Source organism: Streptomyces sp. NPDC045695 (genome assembly GCF_056432025.1).
Window position 1 is genome coordinate 179,279 of record NZ_JBWKJU010000012.1, and the last position, 22,348, is coordinate 201,626.

A 22,348-nucleotide genomic window follows, 5' to 3' on the forward strand; every position below is an offset into this window, starting at 1 on the left:
GTATGACCGAAACGACCACCGGGGGGACCGCCCGGACGCCTGAGTTCCGACTGGCATCGGGGGTGATCGAGACCCTGCGCCAGGACCTCGTCACCGACGCCTTCGCCTACCGGCCGCTGCCCCTGCGGGAGACGCCCGGGTGGTTCATGCGACGCCTTCCCGAGGCGATACGCCGTCACTTCCCCTGGACGCGGTATGCGGCGGTGGCGGCGCTGGCCCTCTTCGTCATGGTGTTCACGGCGGGCTCGCAGTCGAGCTACCTCGGGGACACGGGGGAGTTGCTCATCGGGATGATATCGGCGGCCCCGGTCCTGATGACGCTGGTGCGACCGATCGCCGCGTGGTGGGCGGCCGTCGCGATGACGGTGCTGTTCGCCGCTCTCGGCAGCGAGTCGAGCTGGCCGTGGACCCCGGGCAGCTTCCTCGCGTACATCGCCGTCATGGTCCTCGTCACCCTGCGGACCGGCCCCCGCGTGGCGGCCTGGATGTGGACGCTCACCCTCGGGCTCGGCTTCGCCGTCTCGGTGGTGTTCAGGAACGGGTACGCGTACGGGGCCGGGAGGAATCTGCCCGAGATGGCCCTCACCTCGGCCTTCGCCCTGGCGATCGCCAGCAGTGTCCAGATACGGCGCCACGCGAAGGCGGAGGTGAGCGCGCAGCAGGAGGTCACTGCGGTGGAGCGGGACAAGCGCACCCTGCTGGAGGAGCGGACGACGATCGCGCGGGAGCTGCACGATGTGGTGGCCCACCACATGTCGGTGGTGGCGATCCAGGCGGAGGCCGCGCCGTACCGGGTGAAGAACCCGCCGCCGGAGCTGGAGGCGGCTTTCGTCACCATCCGGGAGAACGCGGTGGCGGCCCTGACGGAGCTGCGGCGGGTGCTGGGTGTGGTGCGCTCCGCGGACTACGAGGCGCCGGACGCGCCGCAGCCGACGCTGGCCTCGCTGGACGGGCTGCTGGCCAACGTCCGGGAGACCGGGCTGAGCGTGGAGAAATCGGTCACGGGCGCGGTGCGGGAGCTGCCGCAGGGCGTGGAGCTGTCGGCGTACCGCATCATCCAGGAGGCCCTGAGCAACACGCTGCGGCACGCGCCGGGCGCGGCGGCCCGGGTGGAGATCGCGTATGTGCTGGGCGGGCTGGGGATACGGGTCGTCAATGAGGCGGCGACCGGGGACGCGCGGCCTTCGCCGGGGGCCGGACACGGGATCACGGGGATGCGGGAGCGGGTGGCCATGCTGGAGGGGGAGATGACGGCCGGCAGGACGGAGGCGGGCGGGTACGAGGTGGCGGTGTTCATACCGGTGCGCAACCGTGCGGAGGTCCTGCCGGAGCCGGCGGAGGGGGCGGTATGACGATCAGGGTGCTGATCGTCGACGACCAGATGATGGTCCGCGAGGGCTTCTCCGTCCTGCTGAACGCCATGGAAGGCATCGAGGTGGTGGGCGAGGCCGTCGACGGCCGTGAGGCCATCGCGCAGGTGGCGGCGTTGCGGCCGGATGTGGTGCTGATGGACATCCGGATGCCTGAGATGAACGGGCTGGAGGCGACACGGGAGATCATGGCGGCCGACACGGACGCGAAGGTGCTGGTCCTGACGACCTTCGACCTCGACGAGTACGTGTACCAGGCGCTGCGGGCCGGGGCCTCCGGCTTCCTGCTCAAGGACGCGTCGGCCCGTCAGCTGGCGGACGGGGTGAGGGTGGTGGCCTCGGGAGAGGCCCTGCTGGCTCCGTCCGTGACCAAGCGGCTGATCGTGGAGTTCTCGAAGATCTCCCAGTCCCGCAAGCTCGCGGACCCGGACGGGGTCGGGGAGCTGACGGAGCGGGAAACGGAGGTGCTCGTGCTGATCGCGCAGGGGTTGTCCAACGCGGAGATAGCCGACCGGCTGATCGTCGCGGAGTCCACCATCAAGACCCACGTGAGCCGGATCCTGGTCAAGCTGGGCCTGCGCGACCGCACCCAGGCGGCCGTGTTCGCCTACGAGACAAGGCTGGTGACGCCGGCTTAGCGAGGCGGCAGGCCGCGTGATCAACCGACGCCCCCTACGCCAGGGCCTAGGCTGCGGGGATGGGCTTTGATCCGTGGGATGCCGCGTTCGTCGCCGATCCGTACCCGGCGTACCGGGAGCTGCGCGAGCAGGGGCGGGCCGTCTGGTGGGAGGCCACCGGGCAGTGGCTGGTGCCGCATTACGCCGATGTGAGCGCGCTGCTGCGGGACCGGCGGCTGGGGCGGACCTACCTCCACCGTTTCTCGCACGAGGAGTTCGGGCGCGAGGCGCCGCCGGCCGAGCACGAGCCCTTCCACGTGCTCAACGGCAACGGTCTGCTGGATCTGGAGGATCCCGCGCACGCGCGGGTGCGCAGGCTGGTGGCGAAGGCCTTCACCCCGCGGACGGTGGAGCGGCTCGTGCCCGCCGTGCGCCGGATGGCGGGGGAGCTGGTGGGGCAGCTGCTCGCGGACGGGGGCGGGGATCTGCTCACCACCGTCGCCGAGCCGCTGCCGGTGGCGGTGATCGCGGAGCTGCTGGGCGTGCCCGATGCCGACCGGGGGCTGCTGCGGCCCTGGTCGGCGGACATCTGCGGGATGTTCGAGCTCCGGCCCGACGAGGAGACCGCCCGCCGCGCGGTGCGGGCCAGCGTCGAGTTCAGCGCGTACCTGCGAGGGCTGATCTCCGAGCGGCGCACGCGCCCCGGCGAGGATTTGATCTCCGGCCTGATCGCCGCCCACGATGAGGAGGGCCGGCTCAGCGAGCAGGAGATGATCTCCACCTGTGTGCTCCTGCTGAACGCAGGGCACGAGGCCACCGTCAACACCACCGTGAACGGTTGGTGGGCACTGTTCCGAAATCCCGGACAGCTCGCCGCGCTCCGCGAGCGCCACGATCCCGAAAAGTTGTCCACAGCTGTGGATGAACTCATGCGGTTCGACACACCGCTCCAGATGTTCGAGCGCTGGGTGCTCGACGACATCCTGATCGGGGACACCGCCATCCCCCGCGGAGCCGAGGTCGCGCTGCTCTTCGGGTCCGCGAACCGGGATCCCGCGCGTTTCCACGAGCCGGACGCGCTGGACCTCGGACGGGCCGACAATCCGCACCTGAGCTTCGGCGCCGGGATCCACTACTGCCTCGGCGCGCCGCTGGCACGACGGGAGTTGGAGGCCTCGTTCGGCGCGCTGCTGGCGGACGGGGTCCCGCCGGTGCGGCTCGTCGAGGAGCCGCGGTGGCGCGACGGGTACGTCATCCGGGGACTGGAGCAACTCGTCGTGGAATTCTGACCGTTGGGGCAGTTACGGCAGGCCGGGGCGGGCCCGCCGGCCCGGCGGGCCCCCGGGCAGGCCTGGCCCGCCCCGCAGGGGCACAGCCCCTCCCCTCAGCGGGGCAGCGTCAGCGCCCATGCCCCCGGGCGCAGGGTCCAGGTGCGGCGGCGGACCGGGCCGGTCATCGCCGCGTCGGCTCGGTAGCGGAAGTCCGCGCCCGACACCGTCACCGTCTTCGCGCGGGCCGTCACCGTCGAGTCGGCGAAGCCGCCACCCGTGCGGACCACGACCTCCGCCAGGCCACCGTCGTCCCGCGTGCGCACCGAGAGGTCCTCCACCGGCTGGTCCACATCCGCCAGCAGTACTCCGTCCGCCTCCACCCGCAGCCGGTAGCGGCCCGCGGCCGCGCCGCCGGCCGCCACCGCCGCCGGGCGGACGAGCGTCCGCACCAGCGAGCGGTACGCACTCCACACCGACGGCCCGGCCGGCCGCGGCACCCGCCGCGCCGGCGGGATCCGCAGCCCGCCCAGCACCACCCCGTCACTGTCGTCGACCAGCAGGTCACACATCCGTACCGACCCGTCGAGCACCGCCCGGGCCGCGGAAACGGCGGACAGCGGCACGCCGAGGGACCTCGCCAGCCCCAGGGACCCCAGGGGACCCACGGGAACCAGCGCGAGGGCGCCCTCCCCCAGCCCCCGCTCGCGGTGCAGCAGCCCCACGGCACGCACCAGGGCCCGGTCGTCGCCCACGATCACCGGCTGGCGATGACCCCTGCGGGCCAGAGCCCGCGCAAATTCCTCCGGTGAGTCCGGCAGGCAGATTTTCGCCGCCGCGCCTGCTGACAAGACATCCTTCGCGATCCGCACGGACTCGCCGTCAAGACGGCGGGCGACCGGGTCGACGAGCACGAGCAGGCCGCCTACCGGCGCGCCCGCATGGCTCATGGTGGGCTCTGGAGCCGACACCTCGGTCCTTCCTCGGGTAGCATCTTTGTGCAAGAGGCCCTTGCGCTATTGCGCCAGGGCCTTCGTCTATTCCGGGGTACCGGTCCGACGGCTCAGCCTGCGGTGTACATCGTCGTACGCCCCCTGACCTTGGACATGCCCCATCCGGAAGAGGTGTACGCCTGTGCCCGCTCTTGTGCTGCTCGGAGCTCAGTGGGGTGACGAGGGCAAGGGAAAGGCCACCGACCTGCTCGGTGGATCCGTCGACTATGTAGTGCGCTACCAGGGTGGCAACAACGCCGGCCACACGGTCGTCGTAGGCGACCAGAAGTACGCGCTGCACCTTCTCCCTTCCGGCATCCTCTCCCCCGGATGCACCCCGGTCATCGGTAACGGCGTCGTCGTCGACCCGGCCGTCCTGCTCTCCGAGCTGCGCGGCCTCAACGAGCGCGGCATCGACACCTCCAAGCTGCTCATCAGCGGCAACGCGCACCTGATCACGCCGTACAACGTCACCCTCGACAAGGTCGGCGAGCGCTTCCTCGGCAAGCGCAAGATCGGTACGACCGGTCGCGGCATCGGCCCGACGTACGCGGACAAGATCAACCGCATCGGTATCCGCGTCCAGGACCTCTACGACGAGTCGATCCTCACCCAGAAGGTCGAAGCGGCGCTGGAGGGCAAGAACCAGCTCCTCGCGAAGCTGTACAACCGCCGCGCGATCGACGCCGCCGCGATCGTCGAGGAGATGCTCCAGTACGCGGAGCAGATCAAGCCGTTCGTCGCCGACACCACCCTCATCCTCAACAACGCGCTGGACGAGGACAAGGTCGTGCTCTTCGAGGGCGGCCAGGGCACCCTGCTCGACGTCGACCACGGCACCTACCCCTTCGTCACCTCGTCGAACCCGACCGCCGGTGGCGCCTGCACCGGTACGGGTGTCGGCCCGACGAAGATCAGCCGCGTCATCGGCATCCTGAAGGCCTACACGACCCGCGTCGGCGCCGGCCCGTTCCCGACCGAGCTGTTCGACAAGGACGGCGAGGACCTGCGCCGCATCGGCGGCGAGCGCGGTGTCACCACCGGCCGTGACCGTCGCTGCGGCTGGTTCGACGCGCCGATCGCACGCTACGCCACCCGCGTGAACGGCCTCACCGACTTCTTCCTCACCAAGCTGGACGTGCTGACCGGCTGGGAGCAGATCCCGGTGTGCGTCGCGTACGAGATCGACGGCAAGCGCGTCGAGGAGCTCCCGTACTCGCAGACCGACTTCCACCACGCGAAGCCGATCTACGAATACCTCCCCGGCTGGTCGGAGGACATCACCAAGGCCAAGACCTTCGAGGACCTGCCGGCGAACGCCCAGGCGTACGTCAAGGCCCTGGAGGAGATGTCGGGCGCCCCGATCTCCGCGATCGGCGTCGGCCCCGGCCGCACCGAGACGATCGAGATCAACTCGTTCCTCTAGGTCCTCTAGGTCCTCTAGGTCCTCTGGGCGGTTCCCCCGAAGGGGCGGCAGGCGCACCGGCGCCCGCCGCCCCTTCGGCGTCCCGCGACAGCCCGCGCAAAAGAAATTTCCCGATCCCGGTCACACTCGTGCGCCGGCATCCGTCAGTGCTGTGAAGACCACAGCACTGAAGGAGAGCACGCAGCCATGACGAACACCTCGATCTCGCGGATGCCCAACCCGGCCGAATTCGTCCCCGAGCTGAACGACATCAGCGCCGCCCTCTTCCGGGCGACCGGAAACCACTCGGTGCCGCGCACCACGATGAGCCTCGTCCACCTGCGCGCCGGGCAGATCGTCGGCAACACCTACCTGACCATTCTGAACACCGGCTTCCTGCGCAAGGCCGGGGTGTCCGAGGAGCGCATCACCGCCGTCTCCTCCTGGCAGGACGCCCCCTACTTCACCGCCGCCGAGCGCGCCGCCCTCGCCCTGGTCGAGGCCACCCTCCAGCCCGCTCCCCCCGGCCAGGAGCGCGTCAGCGACGCGCTGTACGCCGAGGTGGCCGAGCACTACGACGAGAAGGCGCTGGCCACGCTGACCATCGCGATCGGCCAGATCAACTTCTTCATCGCCCTGGCGGTCATCGGCAAGCCCCAGCCGGTCACCTCGCTCTCCCAGGAGCAGTGGGACTGACCAGCCCGTACGAGGCCCCGGGCGGCCCTCGGGGGGCGGGTTCCGGGGGGCCGGAAATATGATGGGCACGGTCCTTTCGGGCAGTGGAACCAGGGACGGACGGGCGGATGGATGCACTTCGGAGCGTTCCGTGACGCCGCGCCGTACCCCGCGGGTCGCCAGCGCCGACCTGCTGACCACGCTCGGGCGCCTGACCGCCCAGGCGCGACAGGGCGTGGAGCTCCAGCAGGCCCGGGTGGAACTGGCCGAGGCCCTGCAGCGCGAGATGCTGCCGGCCTCGCTGCCCGTCGCCCCGGGACTGCGCACCGCCGCCCGGTACTCGCCCGCCCGGCACGGCCTGGACATCGGCGGTGACTGGTACGACGGCTTCCAGCTGCCCGAAGGCGCCCTCGCCTTCTGCATCGGAGACGTCCAGGGGCACGACGTCGACGCGGCCGCCTTCATGGGGCAGGTCCGGATCTGCCTGCGCGCCGTGGCCGCGGTGGTCGTGGATCCGGGCGAGGTGCTGAGCCGGGCCAACGAGGTGCTGCTCTCGATGGACCGCGAGCTCTTCGCGACCTGCAGCCTGCTGCGCTTCGACCCGGACACCGGCGAGCTGGAGAGCGCCCGGGCCGGCCACGTGCCGGCGGTCTGGGCCACGGTCGACGGCCGGTACGGCGTGGTGGAGGACGACGGCGGGCTGCCGCTGAACCTGCTGCCCGGGTCGGGGTACGCGGTGACCCGGCGGCGGCTGACGACGGCCGGGTCGATCGTCCTGCTCACCGACGGCGTGGTCGAGGGACCGAGGTTCCCGATCGAGGTGGGACTGGAGCGCGTGGTCCGCGTCGTCAGGGAGGCGGCGGGCACCGATCCCGACGAGCTCGCCGCGGAGGTGATGAAGGTGGCCGACTCCACCGGCCATGCAGACGACGCCGCGGTGCTCGTCCTCAGCCACGACGCGATCGAGCCGGCACCCGAAGCCGAAGCAGAAACAGAAGCCGCGTCCGGAGCCGGACCCAGCGCAGGCGCCGGAGCCGGACCCGAAGCCCCGTAGCGCGTGTCACTCCCCGCCCGGACCCGGCGCTGTTGTCTGATGCTGTGGTGCGCACCGAGCCATGGCGACGTCTCCCCCCGGTTGTTCTTCTGATCCTCGCCGTCGCCCTCGCCTACTACGCGACCGGGCGGCTCGGCCTGCGCCAGCGCGTGGTCGTCGACGGGGCGGAGGTCACGCCCCTGTGGCTGCCCACCGGCATCGCCCTCGCCTCCCTGCTCTGGCTGGGCCTGCGGATCTGGCCGGGGATCGCCCTCGGCACGTACCTCGCCATCGAGCGGATCAGTGAGTTCAGCGCGTCAGGCCTCGGCATCATCGCGGGGAACACCCTCGCGCCGGTGTGCGCGTACCTGATGCTCCGCCGGGCGGGCTTCCGCGTCGAGGTGGACCGGCTGCGGGACGCACTGGCGCTGGTCTTCCTGGGGGGCCTGCTGCCGATGCTGATCAGCGCCACGGCCGGCACGTCGACCCTCGTACTGACCGGGGACCTGCCGTGGAGCCGGTTCTGGCCGGTGTGGTCGGCCTGGTGGGCGGGCGACGCCATGGGCGTCCTCGTCCTGACCCCGCTGCTGCTCGTCCTGCGCAGGGCCCGGATGCCCCGGGACGGCTACCGGGGTGCCGAGGCGGCCGCCCTGGTGGTCGCGTCCGTCGTCGTCACCCTCGTGGCGACCCGGAGCTCCCTGTCGGTGCTCTTCCTCGTCTTCCCGCTGCTGATCTGGGCGGCCGTGCGCTTCCAGCACGCCGGCAGCGCGCCCTGCGCCCTGCTCGTGTCCGTCCTGGCGATCTCGGCGGCGACCGACCACACCGGACCGTTCGCCGACCACAGCCTCCTGGAGGTGATGGTCAACCTCCAGGCGCTCAACGGAGCGGCGGCCCTGACCGGGCTGCTGCTGTCGGCGCTCGTCACCGAGCAGAACAACATCCGGCTCAGGATCGAGCAGGTCTGCGAGGACCTGGCCGAACTGGTGGACCACCTCGCCCCCGACAAACGGGACCGGTGAGACCGCGCCCCGACGACACCGCGCCTTTGGCGGGGTCCCGGTCTCGCCGCTACCAGGCCAGTTGCGCGATCTCCTCCGACACCACCGCGCACGCGTCCGCCGCCGGGTCGATCAGCGGGAAGTGGCCGACCCCCGACAGCAGGGTCAGGCCGACCGTCTCGCCCGCCTTGGCGGCGGCGGCGACGTACGACTCCGCCACCTCCTGCGGCACCACGATGTCCTCCCGCCCGTGCACCACGGTCGTCGCGATGCCCGTCGGCAGCAGCGCCGCCGGGTCCGCGTACGGGAGGCGGCCCGCGAAGAACTCCTCGCCGCCCAGCAGTTGCCCGCTCGCGCCACCGCACACACCCAGCTCCTGCGCCACCGTGAAGTCGGCGATCGGGGCCAGCGCCACCACGCCGCGCAGCAGCGGCGGTGCGGGCAACCGCCACCCGGCCGGGGCGTCGTACGGGAGCACGTGCCGGCCGGCGGCCCACAGGGCCAGGTGTCCGCCCGCCGAGTGGCCGGTGATCACCACGCGGCGGACGTCGGCCTGCGGCAGCGCGCCGGAGACCAGCGCCGGCAGGGCGTCCATCGCGGCGGCCACGTCGTCGAAGGTCTCCGGCCAGCGCCCGGCGACCGGACCGCCCGCGCCCTGGGGCGGCACCGGACTCCCGCGCCGGTACTCGACGTTCGCCACGGCGAAACCCTGGCGGGCCAGGAAGTCCGCGAAGGGGGTGACGTGCTGACGGTCGTACGGGGCACGCCACGCACCGCCGTGCAGGACCACCACGAGCGGGGCCGGACCGCGGGCCGCGCCGCGCGGGGCGTAGAACTCGACGACCTGGTCGGGGTGTTCCCCGTACGCGGCGGCCGCATCCGGCGCCACGGACGGATGGGAGAAGGCCGAGGCGGCCTCGGCGGCGTCCCGTTCCACTGCGGCGGGGTCCGTCATCGGCTCAACCTCTCGGTAACGCGTGGGACAGCGGGGACAGATGTTCCGGTGTTCCGGCAGAGCGGGACCGTATCAGTCTGGAACAGCCCCTTCCGTGCGGGGTCCGGAATGTGACCGGGCGGACGGAGCCGTAGCCCCGCCCGCCCGGTGATGTGACGTTTCGCTACCGGGTCACCCGAAAATGTGACCCAGCGTGCGTGCGGCACGCTCCGCGTCGGCGAAACCGACGTAGAGCGGGGTGAAGCCGAAGCGCAGGACGTCCGGCGGACGGAAGTCGCCGATGACGCCGCGGGAGATGAGCTCCCGCATGACCTCGCGGGCGTTCTCGGTGCGCAGCGTGATCTGGCTGCCGCGCAGCTCGTGCTCGGCCGGGGTGACCGACTCGACCTTGCCCTGCGGGACGTACGCCGCCACGCATTCGAGGAAGAAGTCGGTCAGGGCCAGCGACTTGTCCCGTACCGCCTCGATGGACACCCCGTCCCAGACGTCCAGCGCCGACTCCAGCGCCAGCATGGACAGGATGTCGGGGGTGCCGACGCGACCGCGGGTGGCGCCGGGCGCCGCCTCGTAGGCCGGGGTCATCCCGAAGGGGTCCGCGTGGCCGGTCCAGCCGGGGAGCGGGGAATCGAAGCCGGCCTGGTGCCGCTCGGCGATGTACAGGTACGCGGGCGAACCGGGGCCGCCGTTGAGGTACTTGTACGTGCAGCCGACCGCGAAGTCGACCGCGTGGGCGTCGACGCCGACGGGCAGGGCCCCGGCCGAGTGGCACAGGTCCCACACCGTGATCGCCCCGGCGGCGCGGGCCGCCGCGGTGAGGCCGGCGAGGTCGTGGAGGCGGCCGGTGCGGTAGTCGACGTGGTTGAGGAGGACCACGGCGGTCTCCTCGTCCATCGCCTGCGCCGCGTGCGCGGGGTCCACCGGGGTGACGGTCAGGCCCGTCATCCGGGCCGCCGACTGCGCGATGTAGCCGTCGGTGGGGAAGGTGGCGGCGTCGACCAGGAGCCGGGTCCGGCCCGGGGCGGCGAGGCGGGCGGCGGCGACCAGGGCCTTGAAGAGGTTGACGCTGGTCGAGTCGCCCACGACGACCTGACCCGCGGCCGCGCCGATGAGGGGGGCGATCTTGTCCCCGATGCGCTCGGGGGCGGTCCACCAGCCGCTCTCGTCCCAGGAGCGGATGAGGAGCTCTCCCCACTCGTGGGAGGTGACCTGCGCGAGGCGGTCGCGGACTCCCACCGAGAGCGCGCCGAGGGAGTTGCCGTCCAGGTAGACGACTCCCTCGGGGAGGGTGAAGCGCCCGCGGAACGTGGCGAGCTCGTCGGCGGCGTCGAGCTCGGCGGCCCGGGCGCGGAGGTCCGCCGCGCCGGAGGCGTCGGGCAGGGCGGGGGAGGACGGGTCGGACAGGTGAGTACGGAAGGCGTCGGGCAGGGCCGCGCGGAAGGTGTCAGACATGGCTGCGCGCCGTCCACAGCTCCGGGAAGACGTTCTTGGTCGCGCGCTTCTCCAGCCAGGCGACTCCGGCCGAGCCGCCCGTGCCCGTCTTCGCGCCCATGGCGCGTCGGGTGGCGACCAGGTGGTCGTTGCGCCAGCGCCAGACGAGCTCGGCGACGTCCGTCAGGACCTCGCCGAGGCGGTGCAGGTCCAGGTGCTCGTCCGGGTTCGCGTAGAGGCCCGTCCAGACGGCCTCCACCTCGGGCGAGGGCTCGTAGCGCTGGGCGAGGTCGCGGTCCAGGACGGCGGCCGGTACCGGAAAGCCGCGGCGGGCGAGGAGGCGCAGGACCTCGTCGTAGAGGCTCGGCTCGTGGAGGGCCTTCTCCAGCTCCGCGTGGACGCGCGGGGCGCCCCGGTGCGGGACCAGCATGGAGGCGGACTTGTCGCCGAGCAGGAACTCCATCCGGCGGTACATGGCCGACTGGAAACCGGAGCCCTCGCCGAGCGCGGAGCGGTAGGCGTTGAACTGTCCCGGGGTCAGCTGGGCGAGCGGGCGCCAGGAGGCGTTGAGGGCTTCGAGCTCACGGAGGGAACGTTTCAGCGCATCCATCGCCACCGGGATGCGGTCCTCGCGCAGGGCCTTCGCCGCGGTTTCCCACTCGTGGACGATGACCGTGAACCACAGCTCCATGACCTGGGTCGTGACCAGGAAGACCATCTCGCCCGGGTCGTCCGAGCGCAGGTGCTGGAGGTGGGTGAGGACGTCCGCCTGGACGTAGTCCTCGTACGGGGTCGTGCCGTCGAAGTCGAGGTTCGGGGTGTCCGACCCGCCGACTCCGGAGGCATCAAGGGTGTTCGACATCGCTGTCTCCTCGACACGTGCTTCCGGGTAGCGGTCCGCTCCTTCCGTGAGGTGAGTGGAGCCCCGGTCCCCTGCCCGCATCATAGGACCCCGTCGCGCCGGCGCTCCAGCGGTGAGTGACGCAGACCACACATTTCGGGCCGCGTCACTCCCCGCCGTACGGACTCAGGCGCTCAGCGTGTCCGCCGCGGTCTCGGACGAGTCACGCAGGAAGGTCGAGCAGCGCTCGTACTCCTCCTTCTCGCCGATCGCGCCGGCCGCGCGGGCCAGCGCGTGCAGGGCGCGCAGGAAGCCGCGGTTCGGCTCGTGCTCCCACGGCACCGGGCCGTGGCCCTTCCACCCGGCGCGCCGCAGCGCGTCGAGGCCGCGGTGGTAACCCGTACGGGCATAGGCGTACGACTCGACCGTGCGGCCGGCGGCGAAGGCCTCGTCGGCGAGGATCGCCCAGGCGAGGGAGGAGGTGGGGTGCGCGGCCGCCACCTCGACGGCGGGGGTACCGGCGGCGAGGGCCTCGCGGCCCGGCTCGTCGGGGAGGTGGGTGGGGGCGGGGCCCCCGAGCAGGTTCTGGTGAATGGACATGCCCCCCAGTCTGCCGGTCCACCGCCCCCGGGCCGAGCCTTGGGGCGCCCGGCGGGGCCGGGTGGTGTCCGGTGGCCGGCAGGTACGGCTGGTCAGCCCCGGTCCGGCTGGTCAGCCTGCGGCGGCCGTCGCCGCGGGCTCGGGGCCGGGCGGGCTCGCACAGTCGCACGCCTCCGCCCCGTTCGGGCCGTGCAGGGCCCTGGCACCACGGCCGGGCGCGGTGTCGAGCCGGGCGGCCACGGCCGGGACCACCAGGCTCGGCAGCACGCTCGTGTACAGCGCCGAGACCTCCCGGTCCAGTTCGAGCCCGAGCGTCTGCGACATGACGTTGAGCCCCGCGAAGGCCCCCACCACCAGCCGCGAGGGCCCCGCCGGCTCCACGTGCGCGAGCAGTTCGCCGCGCTCCTTCGCCTCCACCATCAGCGCGGTGTGCAGCTCTATCCACCCCTGGTACGGCGCCGCGCGGTCCAGCTCGCGGCCGTTCTGTTCCAGGGTGAGGCGCGCGCTGCCGCGCATCAGCACGTCGTGCCGCAGGCGGTGGGAGAAGATCATGCCGACGTCGACGAACTCCTGCGCCTTGAACTCCTGCGGGGTGCACGGCGCGTGCGTGGTCACCTGCGCGTCGATGACGGCCTGTGCAAGGTCTTCCTTCGACTCGAAGTGGAAGTAGAGGGCGCCCTTGGTGACCTTGGCGAGCCTGACGATCTCCGTCAGCTTGGCCGCGTCGTACCCGCGGTCCTCGAAGACCACGGCGGCGGCTTCCAGGATCGCCCGGCGGGTCCGCACCGCGCGGTCCTGCTTCGCCTGCGGCCGTCCGGCTCCCATGTGTACCCCTCCCCTCTCCACGCCCCGGCGGCCTGCCGCCGGGTGCGGTCCCCACCCTCGCGCATACCCCGTCGCCCGCGCCTCGTCGGGCCTCGCCGGACGTCGTCCGGGTGACGTGGAAGGGCCCGGCCCCCGTCGTGAGACGGGAACCGGGCCCTTCCACGCAGTCTGCCGGGGATCGACTACTTCAGCTTGGTGCCGGTGGAGCGCAGGTTCGCGCACGCCTCGGCGACGCGCGCGGCCATGCCCGCCTCGGCGGCCTTGCCCCAGGTGCGGGGGTCGTACTTGGACTTCGTGCCGACCTCGCCGTCGACCTTCAGCACGCCGTCGTAGTTGCGGAACATGTGGTCCACGACCGGGCGGGTGAAGGCGTACTGGGTGTCGGTGTCGAGGTTCATCTTCACGACGCCGTTCTCCAGCGCGGTGGCGATCTCCTCGGCCGTGGAGCCCGAGCCGCCGTGGAAGACGAAGTCGAACGGGGAGGCCTTGCCGTACTTCTCGGCGACACCCGCCTGGAGGTCCTTGAGGAGCTCGGGGCGCAGGACGACGTTGCCCGGCTTGTAGACGCCGTGGACGTTGCCGAAGGAGGCGGCCAGCAGGTAGCGGCCCTTCTCGCCCAGGCCGAGGGCCTCGGCGGTGCGCAGCGCGTCGTCGACGGTGGTGTAGAGCTCGTCGTTGATCTCGTGGCTGACGCCGTCCTCCTCGCCGCCGGTCGGGGTGATCTCGACCTCAAGGATGATCTTCGCGGCGGCGGCCTTGGCGAGCAGCTCCTGGCCGATGGCCAGGTTGTCGGCCAGGGTCTCGGCGGAGCCGTCCCACATGTGCGACTGGAAGAGCGGGTTCAGACCACGCGCCACGCGCTCGGCGGAGACCTCCAGGAGCGGACGTACGTAGCCGTCCAGCTTGTCCTTGGGGCAGTGGTCCGTGTGCAGGGCGACCGTGATGTCGTACTTGGCGGCGACGATGTGCGCGAACTCGGCCAGGGCGACAGCGCCGGTGACCATGTCCTTGTTGTGCTGGCCACCCAGGAACTCCGCACCACCGGTGGAGATCTGGATGATGCCGTCGCTCTCGGCCTCCGCGAAACCGCGCAGTGCAGCGTGCAGGGTCTGGGAGGAGGTCACGTTGATGGCCGGGTAGGCGAACTTGCCTGCCTTCGCCCGGTCGAGCATCTCGTTGTAGACCTCGGGGGTTGCGATGGGCATCTGTCCGCTCCTTGGATGTGCGGGGAGTGTGCTTATTGCGGGCCCTGACCTGGGGGCGACGTCATCGTCGCGCCTATCTTTCCAGACTCCGCCCGACACTCCACCCTGCCCGTCCCACAGTGCGGTCCGAACGGCTGGGATGTTTCACGTGAAACATCCCAGCGGCTCGAAAAAGCCCAGGTCAGGACCTACCCGGCACCCCTGGGAACCTTCGTCACCAGTTCCGCGGGTGACCGGTCCGGAGTCCCGGACGAGGTCCCGAGGGGGCCCCGGGACCCTAGGACAGGCCGAGGTCCTCAAGGTGGTAGCCGGTGAGGTACGCCAGACCGGCCGCGGCGATCGCGTCGGCCGCGCCGCGGTCGACGATCGTCGCGACGGCGACGACCTCGCCGCCGGCCTCGCGGACCGCCTCGACCGCGGTCAGCGGGGACCCGCCGGTGGTCGAGGTGTCCTCGACCACCAGGCAGCGCTTGCCCTTCACGTCGGTGCCCTCGATACGGCGCTGCATGCCGTGCGCCTTCTGCGCCTTGCGCACGACGAAGGCGTCCAGCCGCTGACCGCGCGCGGCGGAGGCGTGCAGCATCGAGGTCGCGACCGGGTCGGCGCCCAGGGTCAGACCGCCCACGCAGTCGAAGTCGAGCTCCGCGGTCAGGTCGAGCATGACCTGGCCGACCATCGGGGCCGCCTCGCCGTCGAGGGTGATCCGGCGGAGGTCGATGTAGTAGTCGGCCTCACGGCCGGAGGAGAGCGTCACCTTGCCGTGCACGACGGCCTTGTCCTTGATCTGCTGCAAAAGCGCATCGCGTACGTCAGTCATGGCCCCGAGCTTAGGGGGTGTCTGGCAGCGCCTGGCGAAGCCGCCGCCAGGTCCACGTCGTGGAGATCTCCAGCGGGTCCACGGGGGTGACCAGGCGCGGGAGGGTGTTCAGCCCGTTCGGCGGGCCGGACTGCGGTTCCACGCAGACCGCCTCGGGGTCCTCGTCGTAGACGACCACCCATTCGGCCCGGCTGGTGAGCCTCAGCTCCAGCGCGCCGGGCCAGGTGAGGGTGACGTCGACCCCTTCCGGCATGCCGAAGCAGTCGTCCCAGGGACCGGGCGTGGGGTCGATGCGCTTGCCGGTGGGGAGGTGGTCGGGGCCGCGCTCCTCCTGCCAGGCGGGCTCGAAGGCGAGCTGCACGTCCCCGCCGCCGGCCCCCAGGTCGCGCCGGAACCAGGGGTGCCAGCCGGCCTGGGCGGGAAAGGAGTCCCCGTACGTCTCGACGCCCAGGGTGAGGGTCAGCGAGTCCTCGGCGAGCGCGAAGACCTGGGTGACCCGGCCGGGGTACGGCCACGGCGCGACGAGGTCGTAGGTGAAAGCCGCCTCGGTCGCGGTGGCCCCGGCACCGCGCCAGGGCGCGTCGCGGCCGAAGCCGTGGAGGGCGTGCGGCGGGTGGTTGACCGGCATCTGGTGGAGGGCCGCGCCGTCGCGGAAGCGGCCGTTCTCGATCCGGCCGCACCACGGGACCATCGGAAAGGACCCGTAGTGGGCCCCCTGGCGCAGCAGTTCGGTGCCGTCGATGCGCAGGCTGCTGATCCGGCAGCCGTTCTCCTGGTCGACGGTCACCTCGGCGCCGCCGGCCGTCAGTTGCGTAGTCATACGGTGGAGGTTAGGCGGTGTACTGCCGTATCCCCGCAAGGGACTAACGGCGGCGGCGCAGGGCGCGGCCGATGACGACGGCTGAGGCCAGGGCGAGGGCGGCGGCCGGGGCGATCCAGCGCAGGCTGTCCCCCGCGGTGGTGGAGCTGGGCGCGGGGACCGGGGCGTAACGGCCGCGCGGGGGCGCGTGGTCGACCTCCTCCGCGCTGCGGCCGATCATCGTGCGGCGGGCGTGGGCGGCCTCGGCCGGGGGCCGGGGAGCCCCGTCGAAGTCCTCGAACTCGCCCGCGAGGAACGGGTCCAGGGTCGGCGGCGGCACCTCGGTGTCGAACAGCGAGGCGGTGACCTCGCCGAGCCCCTCGTCGAGTCCCTCCCCCGTCCCCGCGGCCTCCTCGACCGCCTCGGCGTCGGCCACGGGATCACTCACCTCGGCAGCCGCCTCCTCGCCGGCCGAGTCCTCCCCCGCCGCAGCGGCCAGCTGCTCGGCGGCCCGCTCCAGCATCCGCCGCACGGCCGCGGCCGCGGCCTCGGGGGTGAACGCGGCGGCGCGCCCGTCGGCGGTGCCCCCGGCGGCGAGGTCCAGCCGGGTCCCGCCCTCGGTCCCGGCCAGCCGCAGATCGAGGGAGAACCTCACGGTCCCGCTGCCCCGGGCCTCCGTGCCCTCACCGTCGACGGTGAAGTGGGCGGGGTCCCGCTCGGTGACGGTCAGGGCGCCCCGGTAGGTCACGGTGCTCCCGCCGACCCGGACCTTGAGCCGGCCCGCGAGCGGCCCGGTACCGGTGTCGGCGTCCTGCTGCCATCCCGGCACGCATCCGGCCAGCCGGGCCGGGTCGCGCAGCACGGCGCGGAGATCGTCTGCCGGTACCGGAACGAACACCTGATGCTCCATGCGGTCGAGCCTACCGAGTGGGCGGTGTCCGGGGCGTCAGGTTGCCGGTCAGGAGTACCTCGGGTGCGGCAGCGTCGACGGCGGCAGCCCGGACACCCGGGTGCGCTCCGCGTCCCGTGCGGCGTCCTGCAGGGAGCGGGTGGACAGCGAGCGCAGCCCCGGCGTGTCGCGGTCCACGTGCAGCGCGGGGACCTCGTCGCGGGCGGCCAGGACGAAGCCCCAGTCCTGCGTGGGGGCGCCGGTCGCGCGCAGCGGGCTGCGGTCGGTCCCGGCGGCGAAGTCCGAGAGGCGTCCGCCCGCGCTGTAGGGGGCGGTCAGCAGGCCCGCCGCGCGCAGGGTGGCGTCGACGGTCCAGTACGTACGGGGCCGCGTGGCCAGCGGCCCGGCGTGTACGGCGATCCGGCCGCCCGGGCGCAGGGCCCGCGCGGCCAGCCCGTAGAACTCCTGCGAGTACAGCTTGGGGTTGCTGGGGGTGATCCCGGGGTCCGGGAGGTCGCAGACGATGACGTCGAACCCGCCCCCCGCGGCCGGTCCGCGCAGCCAGCGGAACGCGTCCTGGTGGACGACGGCCAGGCGCGGGTCCTCGAACGCGCCGGCGTTGAGCGCGGAGAGCTTCGGATCGGTGCGGGCGAGCCGGACCACGACGGGGTCGATGTCGACGACGGTGACGGAGGTGACGTCCTCGTAGCGCAGCACCTCGCGCGCGGCGAGCCCGTCGCCGCCGCCGAGGACCAGGACGCGGGCGTGCGGGCCGGTCATCGCGGGGTGGACCAGGGCCTCGTGGTAGCGGTACTCGTCGTAGCCGCTGACCCGGAGCCGCCCGTCGAGGTACAGGTTGAGGGAGCGGGGGGAGCCGGTCGAGGGGCCGGTGAGCACCAGCTCCTGCACCCCGGTCTGGACGGCGACCCGGACCTCCTCGCCGTAGACGGCGCGCCGGGCGCCCCGCTCGAAGTCGTCGGCGAGCAGGGTCGCGGAGGCGAGGACGGCCAGGACGGTCACGTTCGCGGCGATCAGCAGCCAGCGGCAGCGCCGGCTCAGGTCGCGGCGGAACAGCCACAGGACCAGCCCGCCGCCGACGATCACGTTGACGGTGCCGGTGAACATGGCGCCCGTGAGCTGGCCCAGCATCGGCAGCAGCAGGAAGGGGAAGGCGAGGCCGCCGACGAGTGCGCCCACGTAGTCGGCGGCGAACAGATCGGCGACGGCCCCGCCCGCGTCCTGTCTGCGGATCCGCTGGATGAGGGCCATGAGCAGCGGGATCTCCGCGCCGATGAGCACCCCGATGGCGAAGGAGAAGGCGACGAGCGCGGGGCGGGACTCCCCCAGCCAGGCGAAGCTCGCGTACAGCGCCATGGCCGAGAGCCCGCCGAGGAGGGCGAGCCCGGCCTCGATGGCGCCGAAGCCGAAGGCGGGCCGGTGGCGCAGGCGTTTGGCGAGCAGGGAACCGACGCCCATGGCGAAGACCATGACGGACAGCACGACCGACGCCTGCGTGACGGAGTCGCCGATCAGGTACGTGCCGAGGGCGAGCAGCTCCAGTTCGTACACGAGACCGCAGGCGGCGCAGACGAACACGGTGGCCAGGACGAGGAGTCGGCCGGTCCGGGGCCGTACGGGCAGGGCGGCCGGGACGGTCTCCTTACCCGTGGGCTCCGGAGCCGGAAGCACCCGGCGCGGGACGGAACGGTCGATCATGCAGCGAACCGTACGTCACCGCCCACCGGCACCCGGTCACCCACATGGGTGCAAGTGGCGTACCGATTGGGCCGGTTGGCGTAGTTGCGTCCCAGCGATCACAACGATCGGACAACGCCGCTCCTGATCCGGCCTGACCCGCCAGACACCCCCTAGAGCAGCGCGGGTGACTCCACGACGGCCGCGGCCGGGGCGGCCGTGCGCACCCCCACCCGCGTCCTGGTGGCCACGAGCTGGCCCTCCTGCGGGTAGGCGTGCCAGGTCCGCCAGCGCACTTGTCCCTCGTGGCGCTGCGCGAGCATGGCGGTGAACGCGTGCGGACTGCCGGGAAAGGTTCCCGCTAGTCCGTTCGGGTGGTCCGCCACCAGTGCGAGCAACTCCTGTGCCCGCCCCGCGAAGGAGCCCTGGGACAGGGTCTCGACCCGCGCGGCGAACTCGTACTCCCAGTCGCCCACCCGCTTGGCCACTCCGAGGGGCAGCGGCGTCCTGCTGCCGGGCATGCAGGCGACCGTCTCCGAGCAAAGGACCTCGCCCTCCTCCATAAGTACCTGATGGGAGGCGCCGAGCAGGCGCAACTCGACCTTCGCGCCGGACAGTTCGAGGTGCAGTACGGCCAGGGCGGGCAGCCGGTCCCGGCCCAGGGCCCAGGCGAGGTCGGCGGCACGCGTGTCGGTGTACGAGGTCTGGAGGGTCGTGAGCATGAGTCGGCTCCGCAAACGCGCGAGGGAGATGGGCCGGGGCCCGCCAGCGGTAGTCAACGGGTGGGGGACACCGGCACGGGTCCACAGGAAGTCCAGGGGGGTGGTCCGAGGACTGGTCTACTCAACCGAGGGAATCATGAAAGGCACGGCACTCACAGCGTTTTTACCCAACATGAAGTGGTTTACATCCCCCCGGGGGCTCCGCAGTTCAGGTGTTCAGGATGTTGCCTCCCGCGCGTCGTGGTGCATGGGCGCACGAGAGGGCGCACGACGGAGAGCAGACCGTCGAACGCCCTCGTCGGGACGGTGCCGCGGTCAGCTGGAACCGCACCCCCCGCCCCCGCAGGAGGACGAACCGCAGGAGGACGAACCGCAGGCGGACGAACCGCCGCAGGACGATCCGCTGCCGCCCGAGCCGGAGCGGCCCCCGGCGCCACCGCCACCGCCGGCCCACCAGCTGCTGCTGCTGCCGGAGGAGGAACCGGACGAGGATCCGCCGCCCCAACGCACCAGCATCATGACCACGAACGCGACGCCCAGCACTCCCAGTACTGCGAAGCCGTAGACCACGGCTGCCCCCTCTCTCACGCCCGGGTCTGCCCGGGGGCGGGATCCCCGCGTCCCGCGTGCAGGGGGAATTCCCTCCGGCCACGCGGCCCAAAGCACACTTGAGCAACTCCAGAGCTTGCCCGCAGGATGGCGCCCATGAGCGCACCCGTGAGCAGCGACCGCCCCTTCCTGAACCGCCGCCTGGCGGCCTTCGGCACGACGATCTTCGCGGAGATGTCGGCGCTGGCCGCCCGCACCGGTTCGATCAACCTCGGCCAGGGCTTCCCCGACACCGACGGTCCGGCGGAGATCGCGCAGGCGGCCTCGCGCGCCGTCCTCGACGGCCGCGGCAACCAGTACCCGCCCGGCCCCGGGGTCCCGGAGCTGCGTACCGCGATCGCCGCCCACCAGCAGCGCTTCTACGGGCTCTCCTACGACCCCGACACCGAGGTCCTGGTCACGGCGGGCGCCACCGAGGCCATCGCCGCCTCCCTCCTCGCCCTCCTCGAACCGGGGGACGAGGTCATCGCCCTGGAGCCGTACTACGACTCCTACGCGGCCTGCATCGCGATGGCCGGCGCGGTCCGGGTCCCCGTCACCCTGCGGCCGCACGCCGGAGCCTTCGTCCTCGACCTGGACGAGCTGCGCGCCGCCGTCACCCCGCGCACCCGCCTGCTCCTGCTGAACACCCCGCACAACCCGACGGGCACCGTCCTGACCCGCGAGGAACTGACCGCCGTCGCCGCCCTCGCCGTGGAGCGCGACCTGCTGGTCGTCACGGACGAGGTGTACGAGCACCTGGTCTTCGAGGGCTCCCACACGCCCCTGGCCGGCTTCCCGGGCATGCGCGAGCGCACCGTCACCATCTCCTCCGCCGGCAAGACCTTCTCCTTCACGGGCTGGAAGGTCGGCTGGGTCACGGCGCCCCCGGAGCTGGTCACGGCGGTCCGCTCGGCGAAGCAGTTCCTCACCTACGTCTCCTCGGGCCCCTTCCAGTACGCGATCGCCGAGGCCCTGGCCCTGCCCGACACCTACTACGACGCCTTCCGCGCCGATCTGGCCGCCAAGCGCGACATCCTCGCCGACGGACTCACGGCCGCCGGCTTCGAGGTCTTCCGCCCGCAGGGCACGTACTTCATCACCACCGACATCACCCCGCTCGGCGAGAAGGACGGCCTGGCCTTCTGCCGCGCCCTGCCCGAACGCTGCGGCGTGGTCGCCATCCCGAACCAGGTCTTCTACGACGACAAGTCCGCCGGCGCGACCCAGGTCCGCTGGGCCTTCTGCAAGCGCGAGGACGTCCTGCGGGAGGCCGCCGCCCGGCTGCGGCTGCTCTGAGGCGGCGCTGCCCCGTCCGCACCGTGCGTGCTTGCGGGGGGCCCGAAACCGGTGTGAAGCTGATCGCCTGAACGTGCCCGAAGCCCCCACCACCCGGTGGGCGGACCAACCGAGAGCTGGAGTGTCGGGATAGATGGCAACGGGCAGAGCGACCGTGTCCGCGTCGCCCTTGGAGATGCGCGCGGTACGGGCCGTACGGTCGGCTGCGCCCACGACGGTGATCGCACTCGGGGTCTTCGCGGCCGTACGCGGCGCCGGCGTACTGGTCCTCGCCCTCGGGTCCTGGTGGGCCGGCCGGGATCCGCTGCGGGTGCTCGGGCAGTCCTGGGACTCGGCCTGGTACCTCGGGATCGCCGCCAACGGCTACGGGCGGACCGTGATGTCGCCCAGCCCCCTCACCGGCACCGGCTTCGTGCAGAGCGACTACGCCTTCTTCCCGCTCTACCCGGCGCTGATACGGATCGTCTCCGAGATACTGCCCGGCGGGCTCGTCCCCGCCGGGCTCCTCGTCGCCTGGGTCTCCGCCGCCGTGGCCGCCGTCGGGATCTACCGCGTCGGTGAGCAGGTCATAGGGCCGCGCGCCGGACTGCTCCTCGTGGGGCTGTGGGCGGCGCTGCCCCACGCGGTGGTGCTGACCCTCGTCTACACCGAGCCGCTGCTGGCCGCCTTCGCCGCCTGGGCGCTGTACGCCCTGCTGCGCGGCCGCTGGCTGTGGGCCGCGGGCCTCGCCGTGCTGGCCGGGCTGACGCGGCCCACCGGGCTCGCGGTCGCCGCGGCCGTGTCCGCCATGGCCCTGTACACGATCCTCGCGCGCAGGTCCCGTGCGCCCGAGGTGTGGCTGGCCGGGCTGCTGGCGCCGGTGGGCTGGGCGGCGTACGTCGTGGCCGTCGGGGCGAAGGTGCAGGACCCCTTCGGCGGCTACTTCGCCGTGCAGCGCGACTGGGGTTCGCGCTTCGACTTCGGCGGCGGGGCGCTGCGCTCGGCGGAGCAGGTGCTGACCGGCGGGCACGTGCCGCTCGCCACCACGGTGACGGTGGTGCTGCTGGCCGTGGCGGGGCTGCTGGCGATGCTGCTGGTGCTGGACCGCACCCCGCTGCCGCTGCTCGCGTACACCGGGATACTGATGGTGATCACCTACGGCGGGGCCGGCTTCTTCGAGTCCAAGCCGCGCTTCCTGCTGCCGGCCTTCCCGCTGCTCCTGCCGCTGGCCGCCGTCATGGCGAGAGCCCGGCCGCGCACCGCGGTCGTGGTGACCGCGGTGGTGGCCGGGCTCGGTTACGGCTACGGGCTCTACCTGCTGCTGGTGGCCCGCGTACCGCTGTGACGG

At 72.4% G+C, this 22,348-nt stretch carries 21 protein-coding genes; 9 read left to right on the top strand and 12 right to left on the bottom strand.

Annotated features, from left to right (window positions below; genetic code table 11):
• Window positions 1-2: 2 nt before the first annotated feature.
• The 3 genes from AC07DU_RS21860 to AC07DU_RS21870 are packed head-to-tail and all read left to right on the top strand — an operon-like array spanning window position 3 to window position 3,276.
• Window positions 3-1,352 carry a sensor histidine kinase gene (locus AC07DU_RS21860; protein ID WP_479113002.1) on the top strand — a complete coding sequence of 450 codons (1,350 nt, stop codon included), beginning with the start codon at window positions 3-5 and terminating at the stop codon, window positions 1,350-1,352.
• On the top strand, window positions 1,349-2,008 hold the full coding sequence (locus tag AC07DU_RS21865; protein WP_360900565.1) for a response regulator transcription factor: 660 nt from the start codon (window positions 1,349-1,351) through the stop codon (window positions 2,006-2,008). Before AC07DU_RS21860 ends, AC07DU_RS21865 begins: the two co-directional genes overlap by 4 nt.
• Before the next feature lie 59 nt (window positions 2,009-2,067).
• Window positions 2,068-3,276, top strand: a complete 1,209-nt coding sequence (locus AC07DU_RS21870; protein ID WP_479113004.1) for a cytochrome P450 — start codon at window positions 2,068-2,070, stop codon at window positions 3,274-3,276.
• Between the two features lie 95 nt (window positions 3,277-3,371).
• Here AC07DU_RS21870 and AC07DU_RS21875 read toward each other — a convergent pair whose 3' ends face one another.
• Window positions 3,372-4,205 (bottom strand): diacylglycerol kinase family protein, encoded by an 834-nt coding sequence (locus tag AC07DU_RS21875; protein ID WP_479113017.1) that lies wholly within the window; start codon window positions 4,203-4,205, stop codon window positions 3,372-3,374.
• Between the two features lie 184 nt (window positions 4,206-4,389).
• Between AC07DU_RS21875 and AC07DU_RS21880 the strand changes: the two genes are divergently transcribed.
• The 4 genes from AC07DU_RS21880 (at window position 4,390) to AC07DU_RS21895 (ending at window position 8,379) form a co-directional block, all read left to right on the top strand.
• Window positions 4,390-5,673, top strand: a complete 1,284-nt coding sequence (locus AC07DU_RS21880; RefSeq protein WP_360900559.1) for an adenylosuccinate synthase — start codon at window positions 4,390-4,392, stop codon at window positions 5,671-5,673.
• Between the two features lie 186 nt (window positions 5,674-5,859).
• Entirely contained in the window at window positions 5,860-6,348 is a 489-nt protein-coding gene (locus AC07DU_RS21885) for a carboxymuconolactone decarboxylase family protein (RefSeq protein ID WP_360902456.1), read from the top strand.
• A gap of 130 nt (window positions 6,349-6,478) precedes the next feature.
• Window positions 6,479-7,381 carry a PP2C family protein-serine/threonine phosphatase gene (locus AC07DU_RS21890; protein ID WP_479113006.1) on the top strand — a complete coding sequence of 301 codons (903 nt, stop codon included), beginning with the start codon at window positions 6,479-6,481 and terminating at the stop codon, window positions 7,379-7,381.
• A 44-nt stretch (window positions 7,382-7,425) separates the two neighbouring features.
• On the top strand, window positions 7,426-8,379 hold the full coding sequence (locus AC07DU_RS21895; protein WP_453374704.1) for an MASE1 domain-containing protein: 954 nt from the start codon (window positions 7,426-7,428) through the stop codon (window positions 8,377-8,379).
• 49 nt (window positions 8,380-8,428) lie between these two features.
• Here the strand turns inward: AC07DU_RS21895 and AC07DU_RS21900 are convergent, their stop codons facing one another.
• From AC07DU_RS21900 to AC07DU_RS21950, 11 genes are all read right to left on the bottom strand, one after another.
• Window positions 8,429-9,313, bottom strand: a complete 885-nt coding sequence (locus AC07DU_RS21900) for an alpha/beta hydrolase family protein (protein WP_479113008.1) — start codon at window positions 9,311-9,313, stop codon at window positions 8,429-8,431.
• 171 nt (window positions 9,314-9,484) lie between these two features.
• Window positions 9,485-10,762 carry a kynureninase gene (kynU, locus tag AC07DU_RS21905; RefSeq protein ID WP_479113010.1) on the bottom strand — a complete coding sequence of 426 codons (1,278 nt, stop codon included), beginning with the start codon at window positions 10,760-10,762 and terminating at the stop codon, window positions 9,485-9,487.
• Window positions 10,755-11,603: a tryptophan 2,3-dioxygenase gene (locus AC07DU_RS21910; RefSeq protein ID WP_361942644.1), complete on the bottom strand. Its 849-nt coding sequence runs from the start codon at window positions 11,601-11,603 to the stop codon at window positions 10,755-10,757. Before AC07DU_RS21910 ends, kynU begins: the two co-directional genes overlap by 8 nt.
• Window positions 11,604-11,768: 165 nt before the next feature.
• On the bottom strand, window positions 11,769-12,182 hold the full coding sequence (locus AC07DU_RS21915) for a DUF3151 domain-containing protein (RefSeq protein WP_360902478.1): 414 nt from the start codon (window positions 12,180-12,182) through the stop codon (window positions 11,769-11,771).
• Between the two features lie 111 nt (window positions 12,183-12,293).
• Window positions 12,294-13,007, bottom strand: a complete 714-nt coding sequence (locus AC07DU_RS21920; protein ID WP_479036237.1) for a ScbR family autoregulator-binding transcription factor — start codon at window positions 13,005-13,007, stop codon at window positions 12,294-12,296.
• A gap of 182 nt (window positions 13,008-13,189) precedes the next feature.
• Window positions 13,190-14,212 carry a class II fructose-bisphosphate aldolase gene (gene fbaA, locus AC07DU_RS21925; protein ID WP_360902484.1) on the bottom strand — a complete coding sequence of 341 codons (1,023 nt, stop codon included), beginning with the start codon at window positions 14,210-14,212 and terminating at the stop codon, window positions 13,190-13,192.
• A 277-nt stretch (window positions 14,213-14,489) separates the two neighbouring features.
• Complete coding sequence (gene pyrE, locus AC07DU_RS21930; RefSeq protein ID WP_479036241.1) at window positions 14,490-15,029, bottom strand: orotate phosphoribosyltransferase; 540 nt, start codon at window positions 15,027-15,029, stop codon at window positions 14,490-14,492.
• Window positions 15,030-15,039: 10 nt separating this feature from the next.
• On the bottom strand, window positions 15,040-15,849 hold the full coding sequence (locus tag AC07DU_RS21935) for an aldose epimerase family protein (protein ID WP_479036244.1): 810 nt from the start codon (window positions 15,847-15,849) through the stop codon (window positions 15,040-15,042).
• 43 nt (window positions 15,850-15,892) lie between these two features.
• Window positions 15,893-16,738 (bottom strand): SRPBCC family protein, encoded by an 846-nt coding sequence (locus tag AC07DU_RS21940; RefSeq protein ID WP_479036246.1) that lies wholly within the window; start codon window positions 16,736-16,738, stop codon window positions 15,893-15,895.
• A 48-nt stretch (window positions 16,739-16,786) separates the two neighbouring features.
• Window positions 16,787-18,433, bottom strand: a complete 1,647-nt coding sequence (locus AC07DU_RS21945; RefSeq protein ID WP_479036249.1) for a polyamine aminopropyltransferase — start codon at window positions 18,431-18,433, stop codon at window positions 16,787-16,789.
• Between the two features lie 152 nt (window positions 18,434-18,585).
• Window positions 18,586-19,134: a DUF2617 family protein gene (locus tag AC07DU_RS21950; protein ID WP_360902499.1), complete on the bottom strand. Its 549-nt coding sequence runs from the start codon at window positions 19,132-19,134 to the stop codon at window positions 18,586-18,588.
• A 696-nt stretch (window positions 19,135-19,830) separates the two neighbouring features.
• On the opposite strand from AC07DU_RS21950, the gene AC07DU_RS21955 reads away from it, so the two are divergent.
• On the top strand, window positions 19,831-21,021 hold the full coding sequence (locus AC07DU_RS21955; RefSeq protein ID WP_453374697.1) for a pyridoxal phosphate-dependent aminotransferase: 1,191 nt from the start codon (window positions 19,831-19,833) through the stop codon (window positions 21,019-21,021).
• A gap of 133 nt (window positions 21,022-21,154) precedes the next feature.
• Complete coding sequence (locus tag AC07DU_RS21960) at window positions 21,155-22,345, top strand: hypothetical protein (RefSeq protein ID WP_479036252.1); 1,191 nt, start codon at window positions 21,155-21,157, stop codon at window positions 22,343-22,345.
• Window positions 22,346-22,348: the final 3 nt, after the last annotated feature.

What these genes read in the sequence shown, in the direction of transcription:
- AC07DU_RS21910 (WP_361942644.1), bottom strand. Translation starts at nt 11,603, where the DNA reads ATGTCGAACACCCTTGATGCCTCCGGAGTCGGCGGGTCGGACACCCCG.
- fbaA (WP_360902484.1), bottom strand. Translation starts at nt 14,212, where the DNA reads ATGCCCATCGCAACCCCCGAGGTCTACAACGAGATGCTCGACCGGGCG.
- AC07DU_RS21915 (WP_360902478.1), bottom strand. Translation starts at nt 12,182, where the DNA reads ATGTCCATTCACCAGAACCTGCTCGGGGGCCCCGCCCCCACCCACCTC.
- kynU (WP_479113010.1), bottom strand. Translation starts at nt 10,762, where the DNA reads ATGTCTGACACCTTCCGCGCGGCCCTGCCCGACGCCTTCCGTACTCAC.
- AC07DU_RS21860 (WP_479113002.1), top strand. Translation starts at nt 3, where the DNA reads ATGACCGAAACGACCACCGGGGGGACCGCCCGGACGCCTGAGTTCCGA.
- AC07DU_RS21870 (WP_479113004.1), top strand. Translation starts at nt 2,068, where the DNA reads ATGGGCTTTGATCCGTGGGATGCCGCGTTCGTCGCCGATCCGTACCCG.
- AC07DU_RS21875 (WP_479113017.1), bottom strand. Translation starts at nt 4,205, where the DNA reads ATGAGCCATGCGGGCGCGCCGGTAGGCGGCCTGCTCGTGCTCGTCGAC.
- AC07DU_RS21885 (WP_360902456.1), top strand. Translation starts at nt 5,860, where the DNA reads ATGACGAACACCTCGATCTCGCGGATGCCCAACCCGGCCGAATTCGTC.
- AC07DU_RS21955 (WP_453374697.1), top strand. Translation starts at nt 19,831, where the DNA reads ATGGCGCCCATGAGCGCACCCGTGAGCAGCGACCGCCCCTTCCTGAAC.
- AC07DU_RS21920 (WP_479036237.1), bottom strand. Translation starts at nt 13,007, where the DNA reads ATGGGAGCCGGACGGCCGCAGGCGAAGCAGGACCGCGCGGTGCGGACC.
- AC07DU_RS21865 (WP_360900565.1), top strand. Translation starts at nt 1,349, where the DNA reads ATGACGATCAGGGTGCTGATCGTCGACGACCAGATGATGGTCCGCGAG.
- AC07DU_RS21935 (WP_479036244.1), bottom strand. Translation starts at nt 15,849, where the DNA reads ATGACTACGCAACTGACGGCCGGCGGCGCCGAGGTGACCGTCGACCAG.
- AC07DU_RS21945 (WP_479036249.1), bottom strand. Translation starts at nt 18,433, where the DNA reads ATGATCGACCGTTCCGTCCCGCGCCGGGTGCTTCCGGCTCCGGAGCCC.
- pyrE (WP_479036241.1), bottom strand. Translation starts at nt 15,029, where the DNA reads ATGACTGACGTACGCGATGCGCTTTTGCAGCAGATCAAGGACAAGGCC.
- AC07DU_RS21960 (WP_479036252.1), top strand. Translation starts at nt 21,155, where the DNA reads ATGGCAACGGGCAGAGCGACCGTGTCCGCGTCGCCCTTGGAGATGCGC.
- AC07DU_RS21900 (WP_479113008.1), bottom strand. Translation starts at nt 9,313, where the DNA reads ATGACGGACCCCGCCGCAGTGGAACGGGACGCCGCCGAGGCCGCCTCG.
- AC07DU_RS21940 (WP_479036246.1), bottom strand. Translation starts at nt 16,738, where the DNA reads ATGGAGCATCAGGTGTTCGTTCCGGTACCGGCAGACGATCTCCGCGCC.
- AC07DU_RS21950 (WP_360902499.1), bottom strand. Translation starts at nt 19,134, where the DNA reads ATGCTCACGACCCTCCAGACCTCGTACACCGACACGCGTGCCGCCGAC.